This window comes from Pseudoxanthomonas sp. LjRoot125 (genome assembly GCF_964252705.1).
GTDB lineage: Bacteria > Pseudomonadota > Gammaproteobacteria > Xanthomonadales > Xanthomonadaceae > Pseudoxanthomonas_A.
In genome coordinates, this window is the sequence record NZ_CAXUOY020000001.1 from 3,224,251 (window position 1) to 3,246,832 (window position 22,582).

Sequence of the window (22,582 nt, forward strand, 5' to 3'; positions counted from 1 at the left end):
ATCAGGCGGTCACACCGGTCTTGATGAGTGCGGCATCGATGCGTTTCAAGGCTTCGTCGCGGCCGGCCAGGTAAACCGTGTGGGAAATATCGGGGCTGACCTGGGTACCGGTGATGGCCACGCGCAGCGGCTGGGCGACTTTGCCCATGCCGATGCCGAGTGCGGCCGCGGCATCGTGCAGCGCCACGCCCACCGCTTCGGCGGTCCAATCGCCCAACGCAGCCAGGGACTCGCGCGCCTTGGCCAACGGCGCGTGCGCGGCCGCCACCAGGTGCTTGGCCACGGCGGCATCGTCGTACGCCTCCAGCGGCTGGTACCAGACCAGCGCCTTCTCGGCCATTTCCTTCAGCGTCTGCACGCGGTCGCGCAGGGCGACGACGACGTCGGCCGGTGCCGGGCCCGTGGAAGGATCCACGCCCAGCTTCTCCAACTGGTAGACGAAGTGCGGTGCGATGTCCGCCGGCGCGTCCGTCTTCAGGTAGTGCTGGTTCACCCAGCCGAGCTTGGCCATGTCGAGGCGCGCGGCCTTGGAGTTCACGTCCTTCACGTCGAACAGCTCGATCAGCTCCTGCCGCGAGAACAGTTCCTGGTCGCCATGCGACCAGCCCAGTCGCGCCAGGTAGTTGATCAGCGCGTGCGGCAGGTAGCCGGCGTCCTTGTACTGCATCACGTCGGCCGCGCCGGTGCGCTTGGACAGCTTGGCGCCCTGCTCGTCCAGGATCATCGGCATGTGCGCGAACTTCGGCACCGGCGCGCCCAGCGCTTCGTAGATGTTGATCTGGCGCGGGGTGTTGTTGATGTGGTCGTCGCCGCGGATCACTTCGGTGATGCCCATGTCCCAGTCGTCCACGACCACGGCGAAGTTGTACGTGGGGTAGCCGTCGGGACGGAAGATCACCATGTCGTCGAGCTCGCTGTTGGCGATCTCGATGCGGCCCTTGATCAGGTCGTCGAAGGCGACCACGCCGTCGAGCGGATTCTTGAAGCGGATGACGCGGTTCGGGTCGTCGCGGTGCGGCAGGCCCTGCTCGCGCGCGGCGCCGTTGTAGCGCGGCTTCTCCTGCTTCGCCATCGCGGCCTCGCGCATGGCGTCGAGTTCTTCGCGCGTCTCGTAGGCGTAGTACGCCTTGCCGGCGGACACCAGCTGCTCGGCGACTTCGCGGTAACGGTCGATGCGCTGGGTCTGGTAGATCGGACCTTCGTCGTAGCCCAGGCCCAGCCAGTCCATCGCATCCAGGATCGCGTCGATCGCGGCCTGCGTGCTGCGCTCGCGGTCGGTGTCCTCGATGCGCAGGATGAAATCGCCGCCGCGATGACGCGCTTCCAGCCAGCAGTACAGCGCCGTGCGGGCGCCACCGATGTGGAGGTAGCCGGTGGGACTGGGGGCGAAGCGGGTACGGCAGGCCATGGGCAACTCGATGGACGGAATACGGCGATTTTAACCTGCGCGCACCGCGTTTCCCCCTGCTCGTTCAGGGGGAGGGCTTAGAATCCCCGCATGACCACGCTCTTCATCTCCGATCTGCACCTGGACGCCGAACGCCCCGCCGTGACCGAGCTGTTCGGGGCCTTCATGCAGGGGGAGGCCCGTCGCGCCGATGCGCTGTACATCCTGGGCGACCTGTTCGAGGCCTGGGTAGGCGATGACGACCCCTCGGAGACCGGCGCCTACGTGGCCGCCCGGATCCGCGAGGTGGCCGACGCCGGGGTACCGGTATTCTTCATCCGTGGCAACCGCGATTTCCTCGTCGGCGACGCGTTCGCGCGCCGGGCCGGCATGCGCATCCTGCCCGACCCCGCCGTCGTCATGCTGTACGGCAAGCCGGCGATCCTGATGCACGGCGATCTGCTCTGCACCGGCGATGTCGCCTACCAGGCGTTCCGCGCACAGACACGCAATCCAGCCTGGCAGGCGCAGTTCCTGGCGCAGCCGCTGGCCGCACGGCTGGCCTTCGCGGCGCAGGCACGCGCCGCCAGCGCCGCGCACCAGGGCGGCATGAAGCAGAACGACAAGGCGCAGTTCGAAACCCTGACCGACGTGACGCCGGCGACGGTGGACGCCACGCTGGCCCAGTTCGGCATCGACACGCTGATCCACGGCCATACGCACCGCCCGGCGATCCACGATCTCGCGATCGGTGATATCGCCTGCCGCCGCATCGTGCTGGGCGACTGGTACGAACAGGGATCCGTACTGCGCGTCGAGCCTGACGGGATGGCGCTGGATTCGCTCTAAGCGCTGCGTGCCATGAGATGCAGTCCGTGGGAGCGACATAAGTCGCGATGAACTACCGCGGTGCCGTCATCGCGAGTTACGTCGCTCCCACAGCTGTTCCACCCTCAACGTCACGGCGCTTCCAGCGCCGCCAGCTCATCCTCGTCGAACCCGGCCAGCAGCCGCGCTTCGATATTGAACGGACCGTGCAGGTAACCGCCCGCGTATTCCCTGAGCAGTTCGCGGAAGCGCGCGCGTGGTTCGACGCAGCGCTGTTCGCAGTACCAGCGGAACCAGCGTGACCCCGCGGCGACATGCGCGACTTCCTCGCGCAGGATGACGTCGAGGATCGCGACGGTCTGCTCATCGCCGAGGTCGCGCAGCTTCACGATCATGCCGGGCGTCACGTCCAGGCCACGCGCTTCCAACACGCGCGGCACCAGTGCCATCCGCGCGAGCCCGTCGTGGGCGGTCTTCTCGGTCATCTCCCACAGGCCGTTGTGGGCATCGAAGTCGCCGTAGGCATACCCGAGTTCGCGCAGCCGATCCTGCAGCAGCACGAAATGGCGCGATTCGTCGTGCGCCACTTGCACCCAATCGGCATAGAACGCCTGGGGAAGACCACGGAAGCGGTACACCGCATCCCAGGCCAGATCGATCGCGTTGAGTTCGATGTGCGCGATGGCATGGATGAAGGCCGCGCGCCCCTGCACGCTGCCGAGGCCGCGCCGTGGCAGGTCGCGCGGATGCACCAGGCGCGGCTTCGACGGGCGACCGGGCATCCGGATCGGATCGGGCTCGGGTGCATCCCCGGGCAGGTCGAGTTCACCGCGCCGGAACGCATCGGCGTAGCGCTGCGTCAGGCCCACCTTCTCGTCGACATCGGCCGCGGCCAGGCAGGCGCGCGCGGCCTCGAAGAGCGTGGCCATGCTGCGGGCGCCGGCTCAGCCGACGCGGCGCTTGCGCTTGGCTTCGTCTGAACGCATCTGCTCGATGCGCTCGAAGTAACCGGTCTCGATGCCGGTGACGTAGTTGCCGTCGAAGCAGGAGGAGTCGAAACGCGGCAGGTTCGGATTGCCTTCGCGCACGGCGGCCTCGAGATCGTCCAGGTCCTGGTAGATCAGCCAGTCGCAGCCGAGCAGCTTCTCGATTTCCTCGACGCTGCGGCCGTGCGCGACGAGTTCATCCGCGGCCGGCATGTCGATGCCGTAGATGTTCGGGTGGCGCACCGGCGGCGCGGCGCTGGCCAGGTAGACCTTGCGCGCGCCGGCATCGCGCGCCATCTGCACGATCTGCTTGGACGTGGTGCCGCGCACGATGGAGTCGTCGACCAGCAGCACGACGCGGTTGCGGAATTCCAGGTTGATCGGGTTGAGCTTGCGGCGCACCGACTTCACCCGCTCGCCCTGCCCCGGCATGATGAACGTGCGGCCCACGTAGCGGTTCTTGATGAACCCCTCGCGGTACTTCACGCCCAGCACGTTGGAGATCTCCAGCGCGGCGTCGCGCGAGGTATCCGGGATCGGGATGATGGTGTCGATGTCGTGGTCCGGGCGCAGGCGCAGGATCTTCTCGCCCAGCTTCACGCCCATGCGCATGCGGGCCTTGTGCACCGACACGTTGTCGATCATCGAATCCGGGCGCGCGAAGTACACGTACTCGAAGATGCAGGGCGCGTGCTCCTGCGGTTCGGCGACGATCTCGCTGAACATCTCGCCGCGCGCGGTGATGACGATGGCCTCGCCCGGCTGCACGTCGCGCACGCGGACGAACCCGAGGATGTCCAGCGCCGCCGATTCGGAGGCGATGATGTATTCGGTGCCTTCGTTGTGCTCACGCTTGCCGAGCACCAGCGGACGGATGCCGTGCGGGTCGCGGAAGGCCACCAGGCCCAGGCCCAGCACCACGCTGACCACCGCATAGCCGCCCTTCACGCGGCGGTGCACGCCGGCCACGGCGCGGATCGCGGCTTCCGGGGTGAGCGTGCGCTGCAGGTCAAGCTCGTGCGCAAACACGTTCAGCAGCACTTCGCTGTCCGAATCGGTGTTGATGTTGCGACGGTCCTGCGCGAACACGTCCTGGCGCAGGCTGTCGGTGTTGATCAGGTTGCCGTTATGCGCCAGCGCGATGCCGTACGGCGAGTTCACGTAGAACGGCTGCGCTTCGTCCATGCCCTCGGAGCCGGCGGTGGGATAGCGGCAGTGGGCGATGCCCACGCGCCCTTCCAGCACGCTCATCGCCTTGGCGTTGAACACGTCCCGCACCAGTCCGTTGTCCTTGTGCACGCGCAACCGCGTGCCGTCGGCCGTGGCGATGCCGGCCGCATCCTGGCCGCGATGCTGGAGGACGGTCAGCCCGTCATAAAGCTGGCCGGCAACGTTCTGGTTGCCGACGATTCCGACGATGCCGCACATGGTGACCTACTCCGGTTTCGACTCGGGCGAAGCTGGCGGGGGGACGCGCTCCTGCGATGCGCCGGAGTCGTCCAGCGGCAGGGGCAAGGGTTGCAGGCGCGCATTATCGCCCGCCGGAACGCCGTTGCCAAAGTCCAGTTCCTGCACGGTCCATTCCGGCAACCAGCGTGAAAGCCATTGCGCGCCCGGCAGCAGGACCGGCACGACGGATGAACGCTTCCATTCAGGTTCGCGCGGCATATCGGTGAAAGCCACCAGCAGCAACACGATGCAGGCGACCAGGGCGCCGCGCAGGAAGCCCAACACCAGGCCCAGCGCACGGTCGACGCCAGAGAGACCGACGGACTTGACCATTTTCCGGACCAACCATCCGGTCACGCCCACCACGACCATGACGCCGACGAAAGCGAGGGCATAGCCACCGAGCAGATCCGCCGATCCTGGCGGGCCATCATCGGACAGCCAGGCCGCGACTTCGGCGCCGTAGTGGAACGCCGCCCAGCCCGCCAGCAGCCATGCCAGGACCGAGGCGAGCGCGCCGATGAAGCCGCGCATCAGCCCGAACAGCGTCGAGACGCCGATGATGGCCAGCAGGGTGAGGTCGAGCGCGCTCACGCGGCGCGCCCGTCGGCCACGGCAACGAGGATCGGCATCAGGGGTGCGGACGCACCATGCCGTCGATGCCGACCTTCGAGGCGACCTGCGCCTTCAAGCGGTCCGCTTCGGCGCGATCGGCCACGGGCCCCACGCGCACGCGGCTGAGCGTGCCCTTGTCGGTACGTACCTGTTCGACGAACGCGCTGAAGCCCGCCGCCCGCGCGCGATCGCGCAGCTTGTTGGCGTCGGCCGGATTGGAGAACGCGCCCAACTGCACGGCGTAGCCGACGCCGGCGGCCGCGGGCTTGGCAGGCTCCACCGGCTTGGGTGCGGGCGCCGCGGGCTTGGCGACCGGCGTGGAAGCCGGCTTCGTCTCGCTGGCGACCGGCTTGGTTTCCGTGGGGGCGGGCTTCGCCACCGGCTTGGCCGGCTCCGGCGGGAGCGCCTGCGTGGTCACCGCCGGCGTCGAGGGTGCGGCGGTCGCGACGGACGGCGCCGGTGCGGGCACGGGCGTGCTGCCCGGCACGGCCGCGTCCAGCGTGACGACCTGCGCGTTGACGTCGCCGCGCACCTTGATCGCATCCAGTCGCGCCGCTTCCGCCTGCGCGCGATCCACATAGGGGCCCACACGCACGCGGAACGCCTGCTTGCCATTGATGGTGGCCGGCTCGACGAAACCGGGCAGCTTGGCCTGCTTCACGCGAGTCAGAACGGCGTCGGCATCGGCCTGGGTGGCGTAGGCGCCGAAACTGACCGCGAAATCGCCGCCCGCGGTCGCCGGCGGCTGGAGCGCGCCCTCGGCGGGCGCCGGTTCGGCGGCAGGTGCAGCCACTTGCCCGTCCAGCCCGACCGCGCCATTGGCCGGTGCGTTGCCGGGCGTGACCAGGGGCAGCTCGCGTGTTTCGTACTCGCCATCCGGTGCGGCGGGCACCTCGAGCGGGACGTCGGACACGCCGCTGTCGGGCGCCGGTCCCTTGACCAGCATGGGAAGGAAGATGACGGCCAGTGCGACCAGCACGACGGCGCCGATCAGGCGCTGTTTCAGGGCGGTATCCATCCAGGTCCAGGGCAGCAGCGGCGGGAATGCCGCCGCGATTATACGGCGCCGTTCCGGCCGCTCCCCGTCATCGACCTGAATGCAGCGCCTGCATCGCCTCGGCGACGGTGTGGAACGAGCCGAACACCAGCACGCGGTCTCCGGGGCGCGCTGCAGCCGATGCAGCCTGCAATGCGTCGACGACCCGCGGATGGCGATTCGCCTCTGCCGCTGCGGTTTCGACGAGCCGTGTCGCCAGTTGGTCGGCCGACTGCGCGCGCGGCCCTGCATCGAGTCCGGCCAGGTACCACTGCAGCGGCAGGCCCGCGAACGACGCCACGACCGACGCCACGTCCTTGTCGGCGAGTGCGGCGAAAACCGCATGCGTCCGGCCGGGAATCGGATGCGTCTGCAGCCAAGCCGCAAGTTCGCGCGCAGCCTGTGGGTTGTGGCCGACGTCCAGCACCACGTCTACGCCATCGTGCGATACGTGTTGCAGCCGCCCAGGCAGCGCAGCGTTGGCGACGCCCTTTGCGAACGCCTCGTCGGGCAGCGTATCGCCCGGCAATGCGCGCAACGCGGCGATCGCGCTGGCGGCGTTCGCCCGCTGGGCCGGGGCCGAGAGCGCAGGCACCGGCAGCATCAGTTCGGCGCCGACTTCCCGCCAGCGCCACCGTTGGCTGTCGATGGGTTCGTGGAAGAAATCGCTACCCAGCCGCAATGCGTTCGCGCCGATGGCATAGGCATGGCGAAGCACGCTGGAGGGCGAATCCACTTCGCCCAGCACCAGCGGCGTCCACGCGCGCGCGATGCCGGCCTTCTCTGCACCGATGGCCTCGCGATCGTTGCCGAGCCAGTCGGTGTGGTCGATGTCCACCGTGGTGATGACGGCGACGTCAGGATCGACGATGTTCACGGCGTCCAGCCGACCACCCAATCCGACTTCGAGCACCGCCAGGTCCAGGCTCGCGCGCTCGAACAACCACAGCGCCGCCAGCGTGCCGAATTCGAAATATGTCAGCGAAGTGTCGCCGCGCGCGGCTTCGACCGCCTCGAACGCCTCGACCAGCGACGCATCATCGGCGTCGACGCCGTTGATGCGCACGCGTTCGTTGTAGCGCAGCAGGTGCGGCGAGGTGTACGCGCCCACCTTCCAGCCGGCGGCGCGTGCGATGGCCTCGATGAAGGCCACCGTCGAGCCTTTTCCGTTGGTGCCGCCGACGGTGATGACGCGCGTGGCCGGCTTTCCCAGCGCCAGCCGCGCCGCAACGTCGCGCACGCGCTCCAGACCCATGTCGATGGACGTGGGATGCTGTTGCTCGATGTAGGCGAGCCACTGCGGGAGATCGATAGGCGCCATGCTGGCCGGGGTGTTACAGCGCGCGATGCTTCGCTTCGCCGAAGAACGGCGTGTGGTGCGCGCAATCGTTGAGGCGCACGACTTCCAACTGCTCGACCGACGGACCTTCCAGCAGGTTGAGCGTGGTCGGTGCCTGGCGGAAGGTCCACAGCTTGGCGATCGGCAGGCCGAGGATGCGGCACAGCAGGACACGATTGACGGCGTCGTGCGCGACGATCAGCAGGGTGTCGTCATCGCCCAGTCCTTCCGCGGCGCGCGCCAGGCCGCGCCAGGAACGATCCAGCACCTGGCGCAGCGATTCTCCGCCCGGCATCAGCACGGTATCGGGCTCCTCGCGCCAAGCCAGCAGACGCGCCGGGTCTTTCTCCTGGATCTCGCTGGCCAACAGGCCTTCCCATTCGCCATGGGCGATTTCCTGCAGGTCGGCATCGGTCTGCAGCATGTCGGCACGCGCTTCACCCAGGGCAAGGCGCGCGGTCAGCTGCGCGCGCGCCAGCGGCGACGCCACGGCGCGGTCGATGCGGATGTCCTTCAGGCGCAGGCCCAGCGCGTTCGCCTGCCCTTCGCCGACCGGCGAGAGCGGGATGTCGATCTGGCCCTGGTAGCGGCCTTCGGCGTTCCACGGCGTTTCGCCGTGGCGGGCAAGCAGGATGCGCATGCGTCGGTGTGTCCATTCGGGGGAAACGGCATCGTTTCCTTGGGCCGGAAACGAAGACGGGAGCGGATGATACCCGCTCCCGTCCCGTGTCTGGCGACCGTTGCAGGTGTTACTTGCCGACGTTCATTTCCTTCAGCAACTGCGGTGCCGGATAGACCTCCTGCATGATCCAGCGCAGGTAGCGGCCATCGACGGCGATCATGCGGGTCATCTTCGGGTCGAACACCCAGTTGGAGCTCACCGACTCCCAGTTGCCGTCGAACGCCAGGCCCACCAGCTTGCCGTGCGCGTCCAGCACCGGCGAACCCGAATTGCCACCGGTGATGTCCAGATCGGACAGGTAGTTCACCGGCACCGAACCGATGCGCTTGTCCTCGAGTCCACCGTAGCGCTTGGCGGCCACGGCATCGAGCAGCGCCTTCGGCGAGTCGAACGGATCCTGCCCGGTCTCCTTCGCGACCACGCCTTCCAGCGTGGTGAACGGGGTGTACGCCACGCCATCCTTCGGCGTGTAACCCATCACGTTGCCGAAAGTAATGCGCAGCGACAGGTTGGCGTCCGGATAGACGAACTCGCCCTGGCTCTTCTTGTAGTCCGCCAGCGCCTGCAGGTAGACCGGACGCGCGACCAGGTTTTCGCCGGTGCGCGTCTTGCGCTCCTGCTCGAGCTTGAGCAGCGTCGGCATCACCGCCACCGCGTACTGGATCGCCGGATCCTTGCTGGCCTCGAACGCCTTGCGGTCGGCGGCGAACCACGTCAGCCGCTCCTCGGTGGTGCCCAGCTTGGTGCCGGCCAGCCGGTCGAGCGCACGCTTGACGGCCGCGGCGTCGTTGCCGCCCAGCCAGGTGTCCACCGCGGCGACGCGCTGGTCGGCCGGCAGCTTCAGGTATTCGCCCAGCCAGTATTCCTGCAACTGGCGGTCCATGGCTGGCACGTAACGGCGCTCGAGCTGCTTCAGACCGCCTTCGATGGCGGGCAGGTCGCGTTCCTGATAACCGGATTCGCGCTCGGCATTCGGCTTCTCGCGTTCGATCGACAGGCGGTACAGCTGCGTGGCCGAACCGACCATCGCGGTGTTGTTGAACATCGCCAGGGTGAGGTCGCGCTCGCGCGTGGCCTTGTTCCGCTCCAGCAGGGCCAGCAGCTTCGCGTGCGCGTCCAGCGCAGGCTGGCCTTTCGCGCCCTGGCCCTTCAGCCATGCGAGCACCGCAGCTTCCTCGTGCTGCTTCTGGCCCGCGGCATCGATGCGCTTGAAGCCTTCCAGTTGGCCGTCGTAGTTCTTGCTGGTGTTGTTCCAGCCGGCCATCGTGTTGGCGTACTTCACCTGGATGTCGGCATTCTTCTTGCCGGCCTCCTGCACCATTGCGATCTGGTTCTTGTAATGGCGCGCGATGGTCGGGTACGTCCATTGCGCGGTGTTGTCGAATTCGGCCGCCAGCGCGTAGCGATTGGTCGAGCCGGGATAGCCGGCCACCATCACGAAGTCGCCCGCGCCCAGCGGCTGGTCGGCGAACTTCAGCCAATGCTTCGGCCGGTACGGCACGTTGTCCTTGGAGAACGCGGCCGGCTTGCCATCCTTGCCCACGTAGGCGCGGTAGAACGCGAAGTCGCCGGTGTGGCGCGGCCACATCCAGTTGTCGATGTCGCCACCGTACTTGCCCACGCTGCCCGGGGGCGCGTACGCCAGTCGCACGTCCTTGATTTCCAGGTTCTTGAACAGGCGATACGTGTTGCCGCCGGAGAAACTGTAGAGGCGGCAGCGGAAGCCGGCGTCGGCCTCGCAGTCGACGATCAGCTTCTTCTCGAAGGTCTCCAGCGCCCTGGTGCGCGCCAGTGCGTCATTGCCGGCGGCGGCGATGGCCGCCTTCGCGTCCTTGGTCACGTCGGTGATTTCGTCCAGCACGAACACGCGCGCATTCGGACCCGCGCTGACTTCATCGCCGGTCGTGGGCGCGTTGAAGCCGTTCTTGATCAGGTTGTTCTCGGCGGTGGAATTCAGCTGGATGGCGCCGTACGCACAATGGTGGTTGGTCACCACCAGGCCGTTCGGCGACACGAAGCTGGCGGTGCAGCCGCCCAGCGCGACCACGGCACCCATCGGGTCGCCGGTCAGGTTCGAGATCTGCTGCGGCGACAGCTTCAGGCCGGCCTTCTTCAGCGGCCCGGCGATCTCGGGCAGTTGCTGCGGCACCCACATCCCCTCGCCCGCCTGGGCGGCGTGGGCGGCAAGCAGGGACAGCGGGACCGCGATGGCGGCGGCGAGCAGATTCGGACGCATGGAAACCCCGGGACTGGCAGGAAAGTTCCGATTGTAATGAACCTGTCACCGCGGCCGACCCATGACTTTCGCCCTACGACTCCCCGTGTCCTGCCCTTCCGCCCCTGTCAAGGCGCCCTGCAACAGGGCGGCCCATGGCCGGGGCGTATAATCCGCGCCCTCATTTCCCTGGATCCACGTCCGATGACGCAGACGATGAAGGCGCTGGTGAAGCGCGAGGCCGGCAAGGGCATCTGGATGGAAGAACTGCCCGTCCCCCAGCCCGGCCCCAACGAGGTGCTGATCAAGCTGGAGAAGACCGCCATCTGCGGCACCGACCTGCACATCTACCTGTGGGACGAGTGGAGCCAACGCACCATCAAGCCCGGCCTGACCATCGGCCACGAGTTCGTGGGCCGCATCGCGCAACTGGGTTCCGCGGTGACGGGCTACGAGGTCGGCCAGCGCGTGTCGGCAGAGGGCCACATCGTCTGCGGGCATTGCCGCAACTGCCGCGGCGGTCGCCAGCACCTGTGCCCCAACACCGTCGGCATTGGCGTGAATCGCAATGGCGCCTTCGCCGAGTACATGGTGATGCCTGCCAGCAACCTGTGGCCGATCCCGGACCAGATCCCCAGCGAGCTGGCCGCGTTCTTCGACCCGTACGGCAACGCGGCGCACTGCGCGCTTGAATTCGACGTGGTCGGCGAGGACGTGCTGATCACCGGCGCCGGCCCCATCGGCATCATCGCGGCGGGCATCTGCAAGCACATCGGCGCGCGCAACGTGGTGGTCACCGACGTCAACGATTTCCGCCTGAAGCTGGCCGCCGACATGGGCGCCACCCGCGTGGTCAACGTGGCAAACCAGTCGCTCAAGGACGTGATGGCCGACCTGCACATGGAGGGCTTCGACGTGGGGCTGGAGATGAGCGGCAACCCGCGCGCCTTCAACGACATGCTCGACTGCATGTACCACGGCGGCAAGATCGCCCTGCTCGGCATCCTGCCCAAGGGCGCCGGCGTGGACTGGGACCGCATCATCTTCAAGGGCCTCACCGTGCAGGGCATCTACGGCCGCAAGATGTACGAGACCTGGTACAAGATGACGCAACTCGTGCTGAGCGGCTTCCCGCTGGGCAAAGTGCTGACCCACCAGTTGCCGATCGACGATTTCCAGAAGGGCTTCGACCTGATGGAACAGGGCAAGGCCGGCAAGGTCGTACTGAGCTGGAACTGAGGCAACGCCTGTTCCGGAGCAAAGAAAAAGGGCGCCGTAAGGCGCCCTTTTCTTACGCGCCCCGAAACACTCAGGGAACGGCGATGCCGATCGTGAACACCAGGCCCGGCTTGTAGATGTCCGACGCGCTGCGCAGCTCGGACGCATCCGAACCGAACGTGTCGTAGTAACCCAACGTCGCCGTCGCCTTGCCGAACGACTTCGACACGGTGATGGAGCCGTCGTAGTAGTCGGCGCGGCCTTCAGTTCCGTAATCGATGGACGTGTAACCGGTGCTCGCACCCACCGAGAACCCGCTGTCGCCGATGTCGTAGCTGGCGGAAACGCCGGCATAGATTTCCTCGGCGCCGGTATTGCTGTAGTCATCCGCGTAAGCCAGGATGCCGCCGACCGTAACGGGGCCGCTCCAGGTCACCTTCGCGAGATATTCGTTGTAATCGATGTCGCCGTAGTCGCTGGAAGCGCGTTCGTAGGTATAACGGTTCACGCCGAGGTCGATGTTCCAGGAATCGTTGAGATCCTTGTTCCAGCCGACGAAATAATCCACTTCGATGTCAGGACCACCCCGGCCAAAATCGACGTTCGACGCCCAGGCACCCGCATACAGACCAAACGGGGCGGAGTACGTCGCGCCCACCTGGAAGGCGGGCTTGTTGTCCGTCTGGGACACGCCACGGAACACGTAGTCCGACGTCGCGGTGAAGGTTGCGCTGAACGGGGATTCTTCTTCCTCTGCGTCCTGGGCGAAGGCGGACATCGGCAACGCCAACAGCAGGGCGGTGGCGAGGGCGGTGCAGAGCTTGACGGGCTTCATCCGGATTCTCCTGTGGCGATGTGGATCGTGCGTTGGGCAAGCGGGCCGTGGAACGTCGTACAACCGTCATCACGACTTCACTATTTTTTAACTGCGCCCTGATAGTGCGCCGCAACAATCACTCACGTCAAGTGCCCGCCAGACGAGCGGAGAATTGGTTTCTTTTCTAATTAATTCAGTAGCTTACGCTGCATCACACTGGTGCCATTGCACCATCGCGGGGAAACCATCCGTACCGTTTTGGTGCCAAGCGGATCGCCTGTCCCGTGTGGGTGGCCGGGCCGTCAAAGCCCGACGGCAGCTCGATCTCCACCTGGTCGCCAGCGTCCAAGCGCGCGCGGATCCGCAATCGCGGCCCGTTGCGCTGGACCCCGACGATGATCGCCGGCCAGCCCACGCCGTCATCGACCAGGCGGAGGTCTTCCGGCCGCACGAACACCTCTGCCTCGCCCTGCCCGCGCACGCCCTGCGCCGTCAGCGGCAACCCCGCTGCGTGAAGCTCCCCGGACTCCCAGCGCGCGGGCAATCGGTTCACGGCACCGACGAATGAATAGACGAAGGGCGATGCAGGCGCATCGTAGGCGTCCGCCGGACTCCCCAGTTGCTCGATCCGGCCACGGTTGAGGATGGCGACACGGTCGGCCAGTTCCAGCGCTTCTTCCTGATCGTGGGTCACGAAGACGGTGGTGAGCCCGGTGCGATCGTGCAATTCACGCAGCCAACGGCGCAGATCGCGACGTACTTGCGCATCGAGCGCGCCGAAAGGTTCGTCCAGGAGCAGCACGCGCGGCTCGATGGCGAGCGCACGGGCCAGCGCGACGCGCTGGCGCTGTCCGCCCGACAACTGCGCCGGATAGCGGCCACCGAGTCCATCGAGCTGCACCAGCGACAACAGTTCCGCGACGCGCGCACGTACTGCGGCTTCCGCGACGCGGGCCTTGCCGCGACGCACGCGCAGGCCGAAGCCGATGTTCTCTTCCACCGTCAGGTGGCGGAACAGTGCGTAATGCTGGAAGACGAAGCCCGCACGCCGCGCCTGCACGCTGAGCGTGGCGGCATCCTCACCATCGAACAGCACGCGACCACTGTCGGCCTGCTCGAGCCCCGCGATCACGCGCAGCAGCGTGGTCTTTCCGGAGCCGGAAGGGCCCAGCAAGGCCAACAGCTCGCCCTGTCGAATGTCGAGGGACACGTCGTCCAGCGCCGTGAAGGCGCCGAATGTCTTCTGCAGGCGTTCGATCTTGATGCTCATGTCGTCGTCTCAATGCCGGTGGTTGGCGGCCAGCGCTTCGCCGTGACGCCATTCGAGCCACGTCTTCAGCGCCAGCGTCAGCAGCGCGGTGAGCGCGAGCAATGACGCCGCCGCGAACGCCGCGCTGTAGGCGTACTCGTTGTAGAGGATCTCCACGTGCAGCGGCAGCGTATTGGTGCGGCCGCGGATATGGCCCGACACCACGGACACCGCGCCGAATTCGCCGAGCGCACGCGCGCTGCACAGCAGTACGCCGTACAGCAGTGCCCAGCGGATGTTCGGCAAGGTGACCCGCCAGAACGTCTGCCAACCGGTGGCACCCAGGCTGAGCGCGGCGAGCTCTTCGTCGGTGCCCTGCTGCTCCATCAGCGGCATCAGCTCGCGCGCGATGAAAGGAAAAGTCACGAAGATCGTCGCCAGTACGATGCCGGGCAACGCGAAGATGATCTTCGGCAACTGCACGTGCAACTCGCCCAGCAGCGGCAGCGACAGGCGCCAGCCTTCGTCGACCAGCGCATATGCCCAGCCTTGCGCGCCGAAGATCAACACGTAGATCAGGCCGGCCACCACGGGCGATACCGCGAACGGCAGATCGATCAGCGTCACCAGCCATCGCTTGCCGCGGAACTCATGTTTGCTGACGGCCCATGCCGCCGCCACACCGAACACCAGGTTGAGCGGCACCACGATCGAAGTCACCAGCAGCGTCAGCTTCACGGCCGCCAAGGCGTCGGCTTCACTGACGGCGGCAAGGAATGCCGCCGCGCCGCCGCGCAGCGCTTCCACAAAGACCAGAATCAGCGGCAGCACGAGGAAGGACAACAGGAACCCCAGCGCGCCCAGCACGAGCAGCACCTGCACCCAGATGGGTTCGCTGGTCGCGCTGCGTGGGCGCGGCGAAGCGGTGGCACGAGGCTCCACGGATGCGGACTCCGGCGGCAAGGCGATGACGGCCGAGATGGTGTCGCCCATGTTAGCCCCCCGCCCGCTTGCCGGTACGCTGCAGGCGCGCCTGCAACGTATTGATCACCAGCAGAAGCGCGAAGGACAGCAGCAGCATCGCCGCCGCGATGGCGGTGGCGCCTTCGTAGTCGAACTCCTCCAGCTTGATCGTGATCAGCAGCGGTGCGATCTCGGACACGCCCGGCAGGTTGCCGGCGATGAAGATGACCGAACCGTACTCGCCCACGCCACGCGCGAACGCCAGCGCGAATCCCGCCAGCACCGCCGGCCACAACGTCGGCAGCACCACGCGCCGCACGGTCTGCCAGCGACTGGCGCCGAGCGTCGCGGCAGCCTCCTCGAGCTCGAGCTCCACCTCCGCCAACACGGGTTGCACCACGCGCACGACGAAAGGCAACCCGATGAAGACCAGCGCCACCGTGATGCCCAGCGGCGTGTACGCCACCTTGATGCCCACAGCCTCCAGCCATTGGCCGATCCAGCCCGTCGGGCCGTACAGCGCCGTCAGTGCGATGCCCGCGACCGCCGTCGGCAGCGCGAAGGGCAGATCGATCATGGCATCGAACACGCGCTTGCCCGGGAATCGGTAGCGCACGAACACCCACGCGACCAACGTTCCCATCACCGCATTGAACGCAGCCGCCGCAAGCGCCGTGCCGAAGCTGATGCGCAATGCGGCCAACACGCGGGGCTCGGTCCAGACCGCCCACAGTCCCGCCAGTCCCAGGCCGCTCGCCTTGGCGAACACGCCTACCAGCGGAATCAACACGATCAGCCCCAGCCACAACAGCGTGTAGCCGAGGCTGAGGCCGAAGCCGGGAATGACGCGTCGCGTGCGCGTCCTTCCCGGCAAGGCGGGCGACACTACCGCCATGCCTATTTCGCCTGGATCTGGTCGAACACGCCGCCGTCGGCGAAATGCGTGGCCTGTGCCTTCGCCCAGGAACCGAACACACCGTCGATGGTGACCAGCTCAAGCTTCGGGAAGCGTGCCACGTCCTCCGGCGCCGCGTACTGCGGATAGCGTGGGCGGTAGTAGTGCTTGGCCGCGAGCCGCTGGCCGGTCGGCGAGTACAGGTACTTCAGGTAGGCCTGCGCGACCTCGCGCGTGCCGTGCTTGTCCACGTTGCGGTCCACCAGCGCCACCGGCGGCTCGGCCAGGATCGAGAGCGACGGCACGACGATGTCGAACTTGTCGGGCCCCAGTTCTTCGATCGACAGGAAGGCCTCGTTCTCCCAGGCCAGCAGCACGTCGCCGATCCCGCGCTGCACGAACGTGGTGGTGGCACCACGCGCACCGGTGTCGAGCACGGGCACGTTGCGGAACAGTGCACGCACGAAGTTGCGTGTCTTGGCCTCGTCGCCCTTGAAGATCTTCAGGCCGTACGCCCACGCGGCGAGGTAGTTCCAGCGCGCGCCACCAGACGTCTTCGGGTTGGGCGTGATCACCGATACGCCGGGCTTCAACAGGTCATGCCAGTCGCGGATCTTCTTCGGATTGCCCTTGCGTACCAGGAACACGATGGTCGAGGTATAGGGCGCACTGTTCTCGGGCAAGCGCGACTGCCAGTTCGCGGGGAACAGCTTGGCGCGCTGCGATATGGAATCCACGTCGTATGCCAATGCCAGCGTGACCACGTCGGCCTCCAGGCCATCGATCACCGAACGCGCCTGCTTGCCCGAACCGCCGTGCGAGGTCTCGATGCTGACCTTCTGCTGCTTCGTCTTCTGCCACTCGGCGGCGAAAGCGGTGTTGAACTCGCGGTAGAACTCCCGTGTGGGATCGTACGAAACGTTGAGCAGTTCGACGTCCTTGGCACTGGCGGCGACCGCGAGCGTGAGGCCGAACGCCAGCAGCGCGCTGCGGGCGTGGCGACGGAGGAAGGAATGCGTCATGGCGTCATCTCCGGGCATCAGAATGCGACCTGCAGTCGCGAGAACACGGCCTTCTCGTCCTCACGGTCGGCGCCAGCGGCGGCTCCGCCTTCGAACTGCGTGTCGAGGTAGTTGAGGACCAACTTCAGGTTGCTGGTGAGATACCAGTTGACGCCCAGCGTCCAGGACTTCGCACGACGCGCCGATACGGCGGGATCGGCGAACACCGGGAACGCGCGATCGTCGATTTCCAGAACGCCGTAGCGGCCCACCAGTTCCCAGGCACCCCACCCACCCTTGCCGGGACTGAAGGGATGCGACGGCTTCACCACGCCGCGATAGCTCGCGTCCTCGCCGGTGAGCACATAGCTGGCCGTGGCTTGCCAGGCCGTGTTCTCCAGTTCGGCGGCCGTCGCGCCGACCTGCAATTCCTGCTTGGAAGCGATGTACTCGGCCAGCAGGCCGAAGCGGTTGCGATAGAAATAGCCCTGCGGCGACCAGCGCGTGCGGCGTCCGTCCGCGGCGACGGCACTGCGATAGTTGAAGAACTGCACCTGCCCGGGCGTGCGGTACCGCGGCAGGATGTTGTTGCCGGTGCCCACCGTGTCGCCGACGCTGCCACCGATGCCGAAGCCCAGCCCCGACCAGAAGCCGGCGCCATCCTTGAAGGGCTCGAAGAACAGGCGCCCCGCGTACTCGAATTCATCATCGGGGTTGGTCGTCACCGCATCGCGGCCATCGACGGTGCCGTTGAACACGCCGATCGCGTAGCTGACCTTGCTGCCCGCCAGTTCGCCCTGCAGCTGCACGCCGATGTCGCGGTTCGGCGCGAGTTCGCTGGGCAGCGCGCGCTCGATGTCGGACAACGCCGACGACGACTGCAAGCGCTCCAGGCCGACCGGCGAAGTGAACTTGCCCAAGCGCACGCTGGCCGCCGGCGAGAATTTCAGGTCGGCATAGGCATCGACGATGCTCGCGCTGTCGCCAGCGAACTCCGGCGTGAAGCGGAAGCCGATCCACTTGCCGAGCGTGCCTTCGATGGTCGGCCGCGCGGTGCGCAACAGGAAGGTGTCGTAGGTGCCCGACGGCACGCCGCTGCTGAAAAACCGGCCATCGCCCTGCAGCAGGCCGCGGATCTTGATCTCGTAGTCGCCGTTGGCCGACTTCAGCGAGGCGCCCTTGTCGTTGACCGCGACGACCGGGGCCTCCTTCGCCTTGGCGGCTGCTTCTTCCTGCTGCAACTCCAGCCGGCGCTCCAGCACCCGCAGGCGCTGGTCCAGATCACCCAACGTGGAAGGCGCACCTTCGCCCTGCTCGCCCGCAATCGCAGGCGGTGCTTCGCCCACGCGGCGCTCCAGGGCTTCCAGGCGTTGCAGCAGTTGTTCCACGCTGGGCTGGCTCTGTGCGGACACGGGCAGGGCAAGGCAACAAGCCAGCGCGCCCAGGAGGGTGGTGCCCTTGCCTGCGTGCTTGCCTGAGCCCGAGTCTGTCCGCATGACCGCTTTTCCCCGCGTGAAGGCCGTGATTGGCCGGAAACGCGATGCTGCGTGTGCACATGCCGACAGGGAAATGACGAAAGGAGGTCCGCTTATGCCGTAACCGCATGACGTGGCCGGGGCGATCAGGAGGCGCGGGTAGAATGTCGGCCTGCCCATTCCGCCCCTGCCCCATGTCCAATCCGCTCACCGCCCACTACGCCGCCACCCTGGACGACATCCGCGCCCAGGGCCTGTTCAAGTCCGAACGCATCATCACCGGACCGCAGTCCGCCGAGATCACCCTGGAAAACGGGCGTTCCGTGCTGAATTTCTGCGCCAACAACTACCTGGGCCTGGCCGACCACCCCGACATCATCCAGGCGGCGAAGGATGCGCTGGACACGCATGGGTTCGGCATGGCGTCGGTGCGGTTCATCTGCGGCACGCAGGACCTGCACAAGCAGTTGGAAAAGACGATCGCCGATTTCTTCGGCACCGAGGACACGATCTTGTACGCCGCCTGCTTCGATGCCAACGGCGGGCTGTTCGAGCCGCTGCTGGGCGAGGACGACGCGATCATCTCCGACGCACTGAACCACGCTTCGATCATCGACGGCGTGCGTCTGTGCAAGGCCAAGCGCTTCCGCTACGCCAACTGCGACATGGCGGACCTCGAGGCGCAGTTGCAGGCCGCCGACGCGGCCGGCTGCAAGACCAAGCTGATCACCACCGACGGCGTGTTTTCGATGGACGGCTTCATCGCGCCACTGGACGAGATCACGACGCTCGCAAAGAAATACGGCGCGCTGGTCCATATCGACGAATGCCACGCCACCGGCTTCCTCGGCACGACGGGTCGCGGCTCGGCTGAAGTGAAAGGGGTCATGGACCGTATCGACATCTTCACCGGCACCCTGGGCAAGGCGATGGGTGGTGCGCTGGGCGGCTTCACCACGGCGCGCAAGGAGGTGATCGAATTGTTGCGCCAGCGCTCGCGGCCCTACCTGTTCTCCAACTCACTGCCGCCGCATGTCGTGGCGGCCGGCATCAAGGCGTTCGAGATGCTGTCCTCGGCCGGAGAGCTGCGTGAGCAGTTGCGCGAGAACACCGCCTACTTCCGCGAGCGCATGACGGCCGCCGGCTTCGACATCAAGCCGGGCGTGCACCCGATAAGCCCGGTGATGCTGTACGACGCACCGCTGGCGCAGCGCTTCGCGCAACGGCTGCTTGAGGAAGGGATCTATGCAATCGGCTTCTTCTTCCCGGTCGTACCCAAGGGCCAGGCGCGCATCCGCACGCAGATGAGCGCGGCGCACACGCGCGAGCACCTGGATCGCGCCATCGACGCGTTCATCCGCATCGGCCGCGAACTGGGCGTGGTGCCGGCATAACCGGCACCACGTCCGCACCACGCTCAGCGAGCGCGCTTGGTCGAGGTGGTCGAGCTCTTCGGCTTGGCCGGCGCGCCCTTGGCCACGCGGATGCCGCGCGCCTTCATCCAGGCGTCGAACTCTTCGGCCGTCATGCTGCGGCCGTTCTGCTGCATGTCGAAACGGTGGCCGTGCGGCCCCGGTGCGACGGTTACCACATCTTCCTTGGACGCACCCTTGCTGGCGCTGCGCGGCGCGTGACTGGCACACCCCGCCAGCACGCCGATGGCAAGCAGCAGGGCGCAGCGCGCCGGCAGGCGCGCGGTCAGGTTCAACATGTCTTTTCCCCATTGGTCTGGCGAGAGCGAGTGTAGGCAGGCGCCACGCGCGGAACCCGGACGGAGGTCGCGCAATCAGCGTCCGCCCGTCGGCGCGAGCGCATCACGCTCATCGGCATCGAGGGAACGCCATGTGCCTTTCGCTAGCGGCCCCAGCGCCAACGGGCCGATAGCCACCCGCACCAGTCTCAGCACGCCGATGTCGAACGCTTCGAGGAGCCGGCGTATCTGCCGGTTACGGCCTTCGTCGAGCACGATCTCCAGCCACGCGTTGCGTTCACCGGAGCGCAGGAGATGCGCATGGCGCGCCGACAGGCGTTCGCCGTCGATATCCAGGCCCGTTTCCAACGCATCGAGCAGGGTCCGGTCAGGAACGCGGTCGACCTGCACGTGGTAGGTCTTCTCCGGGCCATGCGCAGGATCGGTGATGCGCGCCGCCCACTCCGGATCGTTGGTAAACAGCAGCAACCCTTCGCTCGCCTTGTCCAGTCGGCCCACGGGCGCGAGCCACGGCAAGTCCGCACCCTCGAAGCAGCGATACACCGTGTCGCGGCCCTGTTCGTCGCGAGTGGTGGTGACCAGGCCGCGCGGCTTGTTGAGCATCAGGTAGTGACGTGGCGTCGAAGCCGGTGCCTGGCCGTCTACACGCACCACGTGACGGCCGGCGACGATGGGGAATTCGGGATCACGAACGATGCGTCCATCCACGGAAACGCGCCCTTCCAGGATCCAGCGCGCCGCTTCGCTGCGCGAACACAGGCCCTGCTTGGATAACACGCGCGCCAATCCATGGCGGACACCCTCAGCGCGCCCCGCACGCGCATGAACGTGCGCGTGCGTATCACGAGGGGGTCGTGGCACGGAATCACGTGGAGACATGAAGAAACGGCCGGGAGACCGGCCGTGGGGATCAGTTTTTCTTGGCCGGTTCGGCCGGCGCAGGCGCCGGTGCGGCTGCCGGCGTACCCGGCGCCTTGACCACGCGCACACCGCGCGACTTCATCCAGGCATCGAATTCATCGGCCGTCATGCGCTTGCCGTTCTGGCTCATGTCGAAGCGCCACGGCGTGTTGTCGTGCGCGGTCTTCGGCTGGTAGGCCGCAGGGCTGTTGGCGACGGCCGCGGCTGGCGCGCCGGTCGGCGCAGGCAGCGCCTTGGCGACGTTGCGGCAACCTTCGATACGAAGGCGCAGCAGGACGCGGTCGACCGACTGGGCTTCATCGAACGCATGCGAGGCCAATACACCCGAGGGAGCGCCGAGCTGCGTGGCGGTGGCCGCGAACTCCGGGGCAACGGGTGCGATGACCGTGGCAGGCGTCTTCAGCGGAGCCGGTGCGAGGCCATTCGCGCAATCCGGGGCGGCGTACGCGGCGGGAGCGACGGCGATGCACAGCAGGCTGGCGAGAACATGACGGCGCATCGGGCGACTCCTGAGTCTTTTCTACGTGCCGCGAGTGTAGGCAGCGCATCGGGGCATGGCAAGAAAATGCGCGGCAGCACGCGCGACGATGCGAAAAGACGGCGCTGGATCACGCAAGCCGCGCGAACGACGCCGAAAAAAAGAAGCCCGGCACTAGGCCGGGCTTCGGTACTGCGGGAAGAGCGTCCGATTAGTTCTGGACGTTCAGTTCCGTACGACGGTTGCGCTCGCTCTTGCAGCCCGGCAGGGTCTGCGCGGTCGGCTCCAGCGGACGGCTCTCGCCGTAACCCACCGGGCCCACCAGACGCGAGGCGTCCACGCCGTTGCTGGTCAGGTAGTCGTACACGGTCTGCGAACGACGCTGCGACAGCGACTGGTTGTAAGCGTCCTTGCCGCACAGGTCGGTGTGGCCGGCCACTTCGACGCGCAGGTCGGGGTAGCGCTTCAGGATCTCGGCGGCTTCGCTCAGGATCGCGATCGCGTCCGGACGCAGCGTCGACTTGTCGAAGTCGAAGTTCACGCCCTTCAGGTCGATCGAGACCTGCACCGGGCAGCCGTCCGGACCGATGGTCTGGCCAGCCTGCGAACCGGGGCACTTGTCGTCGCAGTTGTTGACGCCGTCGCCGTCGTCATCCAGGTCCGCACAGGTGGTGGTCGGAGCCGGAGCCGGAGCCGGGGCGGCTTCCGCCTTCGGGCCCAGCGGGATCACGACGCCGACCGAAGCCAGCACGTCGCCGAACCAGCTCTCTTCCTGCTGGTGGATGCCGCCTTCGGCGGTGTAGCTCTGATCGTCGAAGTCAGCGCGGTAGGCCACTTCGGCACGCACGGCAACGCGCTTGTCGAAGGTGCTCTGCAGACCGATACCCAGCTTGGCAGCCAGGTTGTTGTCGCGGCGCTGGGCCGGCGAGTTCGGGCTGTTGATCACGTACTCTTCTTCCGAACGCTGCATGCCCAGGCCCGTCACGATGTACGGGTTCCAGCCGCGGCCTTCCTTGACGAAGTGGCGACGCAGGTCAAGCGACAGACCGTACTGGCTCCAGTTCAGGTCTTCGTTGAAGTTGAAGTTCGGGTTCTGGTAGTTCAGCTCGCCGTCGAGCGACCAGTTCGGGCTGATGAACTTGCCCAGGCCCAGGGTCAGGAACTGGGTGTCTTCGGTACGACGATCGTTGTCCTGCATGTTCTGGCCAACCGAACCAGTCAGGTACCAACGGTCATCGAATTCCTGCGCCATCGCGGTGTTTGCGAGGCTCAGGCCGCCCAGCAGCGCGGCGCAGAGAATCTTCTTGTTCATTTGCA

General features: G+C 66.8%; 21 protein-coding genes. 3 read left to right on the forward strand and 18 right to left on the reverse strand.

Annotation, left to right across the window (positions count from 1 at the left end; translation table 11 throughout):
• Position 1 precedes the first annotated feature (1 nt).
• Positions 2-1,408, reverse strand: coding sequence for a glutamate--tRNA ligase (gltX, locus tag ACSION_RS15125; RefSeq protein WP_435306577.1), 1,407 nt, complete (start codon positions 1,406-1,408; stop codon positions 2-4).
• 90 nt (positions 1,409-1,498) lie between these two features.
• Here gltX and lpxH point away from each other — a divergent pair, with 90 nt between their 5' ends.
• Complete coding sequence (lpxH, locus tag ACSION_RS15130) at positions 1,499-2,236, forward strand: UDP-2,3-diacylglucosamine diphosphatase (RefSeq protein WP_435306578.1); 738 nt, start codon at positions 1,499-1,501, stop codon at positions 2,234-2,236.
• Between the two features lie 110 nt (positions 2,237-2,346).
• On the opposite strand, the gene ACSION_RS15135 is transcribed toward lpxH, so the two are convergent.
• The 7 genes from ACSION_RS15135 to ACSION_RS15165 form a co-directional block, all read right to left on the reverse strand.
• The gene (locus ACSION_RS15135; RefSeq protein ID WP_435306579.1) at positions 2,347-3,144 is read right to left on the reverse strand and encodes a ferritin-like domain-containing protein; all 798 of its coding nucleotides are present in this window, start codon (positions 3,142-3,144) and stop codon (positions 2,347-2,349) included.
• Between the two features lie 15 nt (positions 3,145-3,159).
• A complete protein-coding gene (gene purF / locus ACSION_RS15140; protein ID WP_093487272.1) occupies positions 3,160-4,629 on the reverse strand; it encodes an amidophosphoribosyltransferase in 1,470 nt (489 codons plus the stop codon).
• A 6-nt stretch (positions 4,630-4,635) separates the two neighbouring features.
• Positions 4,636-5,244, reverse strand: a complete 609-nt coding sequence (locus tag ACSION_RS15145) for a CvpA family protein (protein WP_435306580.1) — start codon at positions 5,242-5,244, stop codon at positions 4,636-4,638.
• Between the two features lie 37 nt (positions 5,245-5,281).
• On the reverse strand, positions 5,282-6,283 hold the full coding sequence (locus ACSION_RS15150) for an SPOR domain-containing protein (RefSeq protein ID WP_435306581.1): 1,002 nt from the start codon (positions 6,281-6,283) through the stop codon (positions 5,282-5,284).
• Between the two features lie 67 nt (positions 6,284-6,350).
• On the reverse strand, positions 6,351-7,622 hold the full coding sequence (gene folC, locus ACSION_RS15155) for a bifunctional tetrahydrofolate synthase/dihydrofolate synthase (RefSeq protein ID WP_435306582.1): 1,272 nt from the start codon (positions 7,620-7,622) through the stop codon (positions 6,351-6,353).
• 13 nt (positions 7,623-7,635) lie between these two features.
• The gene (locus ACSION_RS15160) at positions 7,636-8,280 is read right to left on the reverse strand and encodes a histidine phosphatase family protein (protein ID WP_435306583.1); all 645 of its coding nucleotides are present in this window, start codon (positions 8,278-8,280) and stop codon (positions 7,636-7,638) included.
• 109 nt (positions 8,281-8,389) lie between these two features.
• A complete protein-coding gene (locus tag ACSION_RS15165) occupies positions 8,390-10,558 on the reverse strand; it encodes a S46 family peptidase (protein ID WP_435306584.1) in 2,169 nt (722 codons plus the stop codon).
• 183 nt (positions 10,559-10,741) lie between these two features.
• On the opposite strand from ACSION_RS15165, the gene tdh reads away from it, so the two are divergent.
• Positions 10,742-11,776, forward strand: coding sequence for an L-threonine 3-dehydrogenase (gene tdh / locus ACSION_RS15170; protein ID WP_175502042.1), 1,035 nt, complete (start codon positions 10,742-10,744; stop codon positions 11,774-11,776).
• 70 nt (positions 11,777-11,846) lie between these two features.
• Here tdh and ACSION_RS15175 read toward each other — a convergent pair whose 3' ends face one another.
• The 6 genes from ACSION_RS15175 to ACSION_RS15200 all read right to left on the reverse strand — a co-directional run bounded on the left by ACSION_RS15175 (position 11,847) and on the right by ACSION_RS15200 (position 18,176).
• Positions 11,847-12,590, reverse strand: coding sequence for a TorF family putative porin (locus tag ACSION_RS15175; RefSeq protein WP_435306585.1), 744 nt, complete (start codon positions 12,588-12,590; stop codon positions 11,847-11,849).
• A 193-nt stretch (positions 12,591-12,783) separates the two neighbouring features.
• Positions 12,784-13,842 (reverse strand): sulfate/molybdate ABC transporter ATP-binding protein, encoded by a 1,059-nt coding sequence (locus ACSION_RS15180; protein ID WP_435306586.1) that lies wholly within the window; start codon positions 13,840-13,842, stop codon positions 12,784-12,786.
• Positions 13,843-13,851: 9 nt separating this feature from the next.
• The gene (cysW, locus tag ACSION_RS15185) at positions 13,852-14,814 is read right to left on the reverse strand and encodes a sulfate ABC transporter permease subunit CysW (protein WP_435306587.1); all 963 of its coding nucleotides are present in this window, start codon (positions 14,812-14,814) and stop codon (positions 13,852-13,854) included.
• A 1-nt stretch (position 14,815) separates the two neighbouring features.
• Positions 14,816-15,679, reverse strand: a complete 864-nt coding sequence (gene cysT / locus ACSION_RS15190) for a sulfate ABC transporter permease subunit CysT (protein ID WP_435306588.1) — start codon at positions 15,677-15,679, stop codon at positions 14,816-14,818.
• Positions 15,680-15,681: 2 nt separating this feature from the next.
• Complete coding sequence (locus tag ACSION_RS15195; RefSeq protein ID WP_435306589.1) at positions 15,682-16,701, reverse strand: sulfate ABC transporter substrate-binding protein; 1,020 nt, start codon at positions 16,699-16,701, stop codon at positions 15,682-15,684.
• Positions 16,702-16,718: 17 nt separating this feature from the next.
• Positions 16,719-18,176 (reverse strand): OprO/OprP family phosphate-selective porin, encoded by a 1,458-nt coding sequence (locus tag ACSION_RS15200; protein WP_435306590.1) that lies wholly within the window; start codon positions 18,174-18,176, stop codon positions 16,719-16,721.
• 173 nt (positions 18,177-18,349) lie between these two features.
• Here ACSION_RS15200 and kbl point away from each other — a divergent pair, with 173 nt between their 5' ends.
• On the forward strand, positions 18,350-19,549 hold the full coding sequence (gene kbl / locus ACSION_RS15205; RefSeq protein WP_435306591.1) for a glycine C-acetyltransferase: 1,200 nt from the start codon (positions 18,350-18,352) through the stop codon (positions 19,547-19,549).
• A 23-nt stretch (positions 19,550-19,572) separates the two neighbouring features.
• On the opposite strand, the gene ACSION_RS15210 is transcribed toward kbl, so the two are convergent.
• The 4 genes from ACSION_RS15210 to ACSION_RS15225 all read right to left on the reverse strand — a co-directional run bounded on the left by ACSION_RS15210 (position 19,573) and on the right by ACSION_RS15225 (position 22,577).
• Positions 19,573-19,866: a hypothetical protein gene (locus tag ACSION_RS15210; RefSeq protein WP_435306731.1), complete on the reverse strand. Its 294-nt coding sequence runs from the start codon at positions 19,864-19,866 to the stop codon at positions 19,573-19,575.
• A 75-nt stretch (positions 19,867-19,941) separates the two neighbouring features.
• A complete protein-coding gene (locus ACSION_RS15215) occupies positions 19,942-20,745 on the reverse strand; it encodes a pseudouridine synthase (RefSeq protein WP_435306592.1) in 804 nt (267 codons plus the stop codon).
• Positions 20,746-20,776: 31 nt separating this feature from the next.
• Positions 20,777-21,286 carry a hypothetical protein gene (locus ACSION_RS15220; RefSeq protein ID WP_435306593.1) on the reverse strand — a complete coding sequence of 170 codons (510 nt, stop codon included), beginning with the start codon at positions 21,284-21,286 and terminating at the stop codon, positions 20,777-20,779.
• 190 nt (positions 21,287-21,476) lie between these two features.
• Positions 21,477-22,577: an OmpA family protein gene (locus ACSION_RS15225; protein ID WP_435306594.1), complete on the reverse strand. Its 1,101-nt coding sequence runs from the start codon at positions 22,575-22,577 to the stop codon at positions 21,477-21,479.
• Positions 22,578-22,582: the final 5 nt, after the last annotated feature.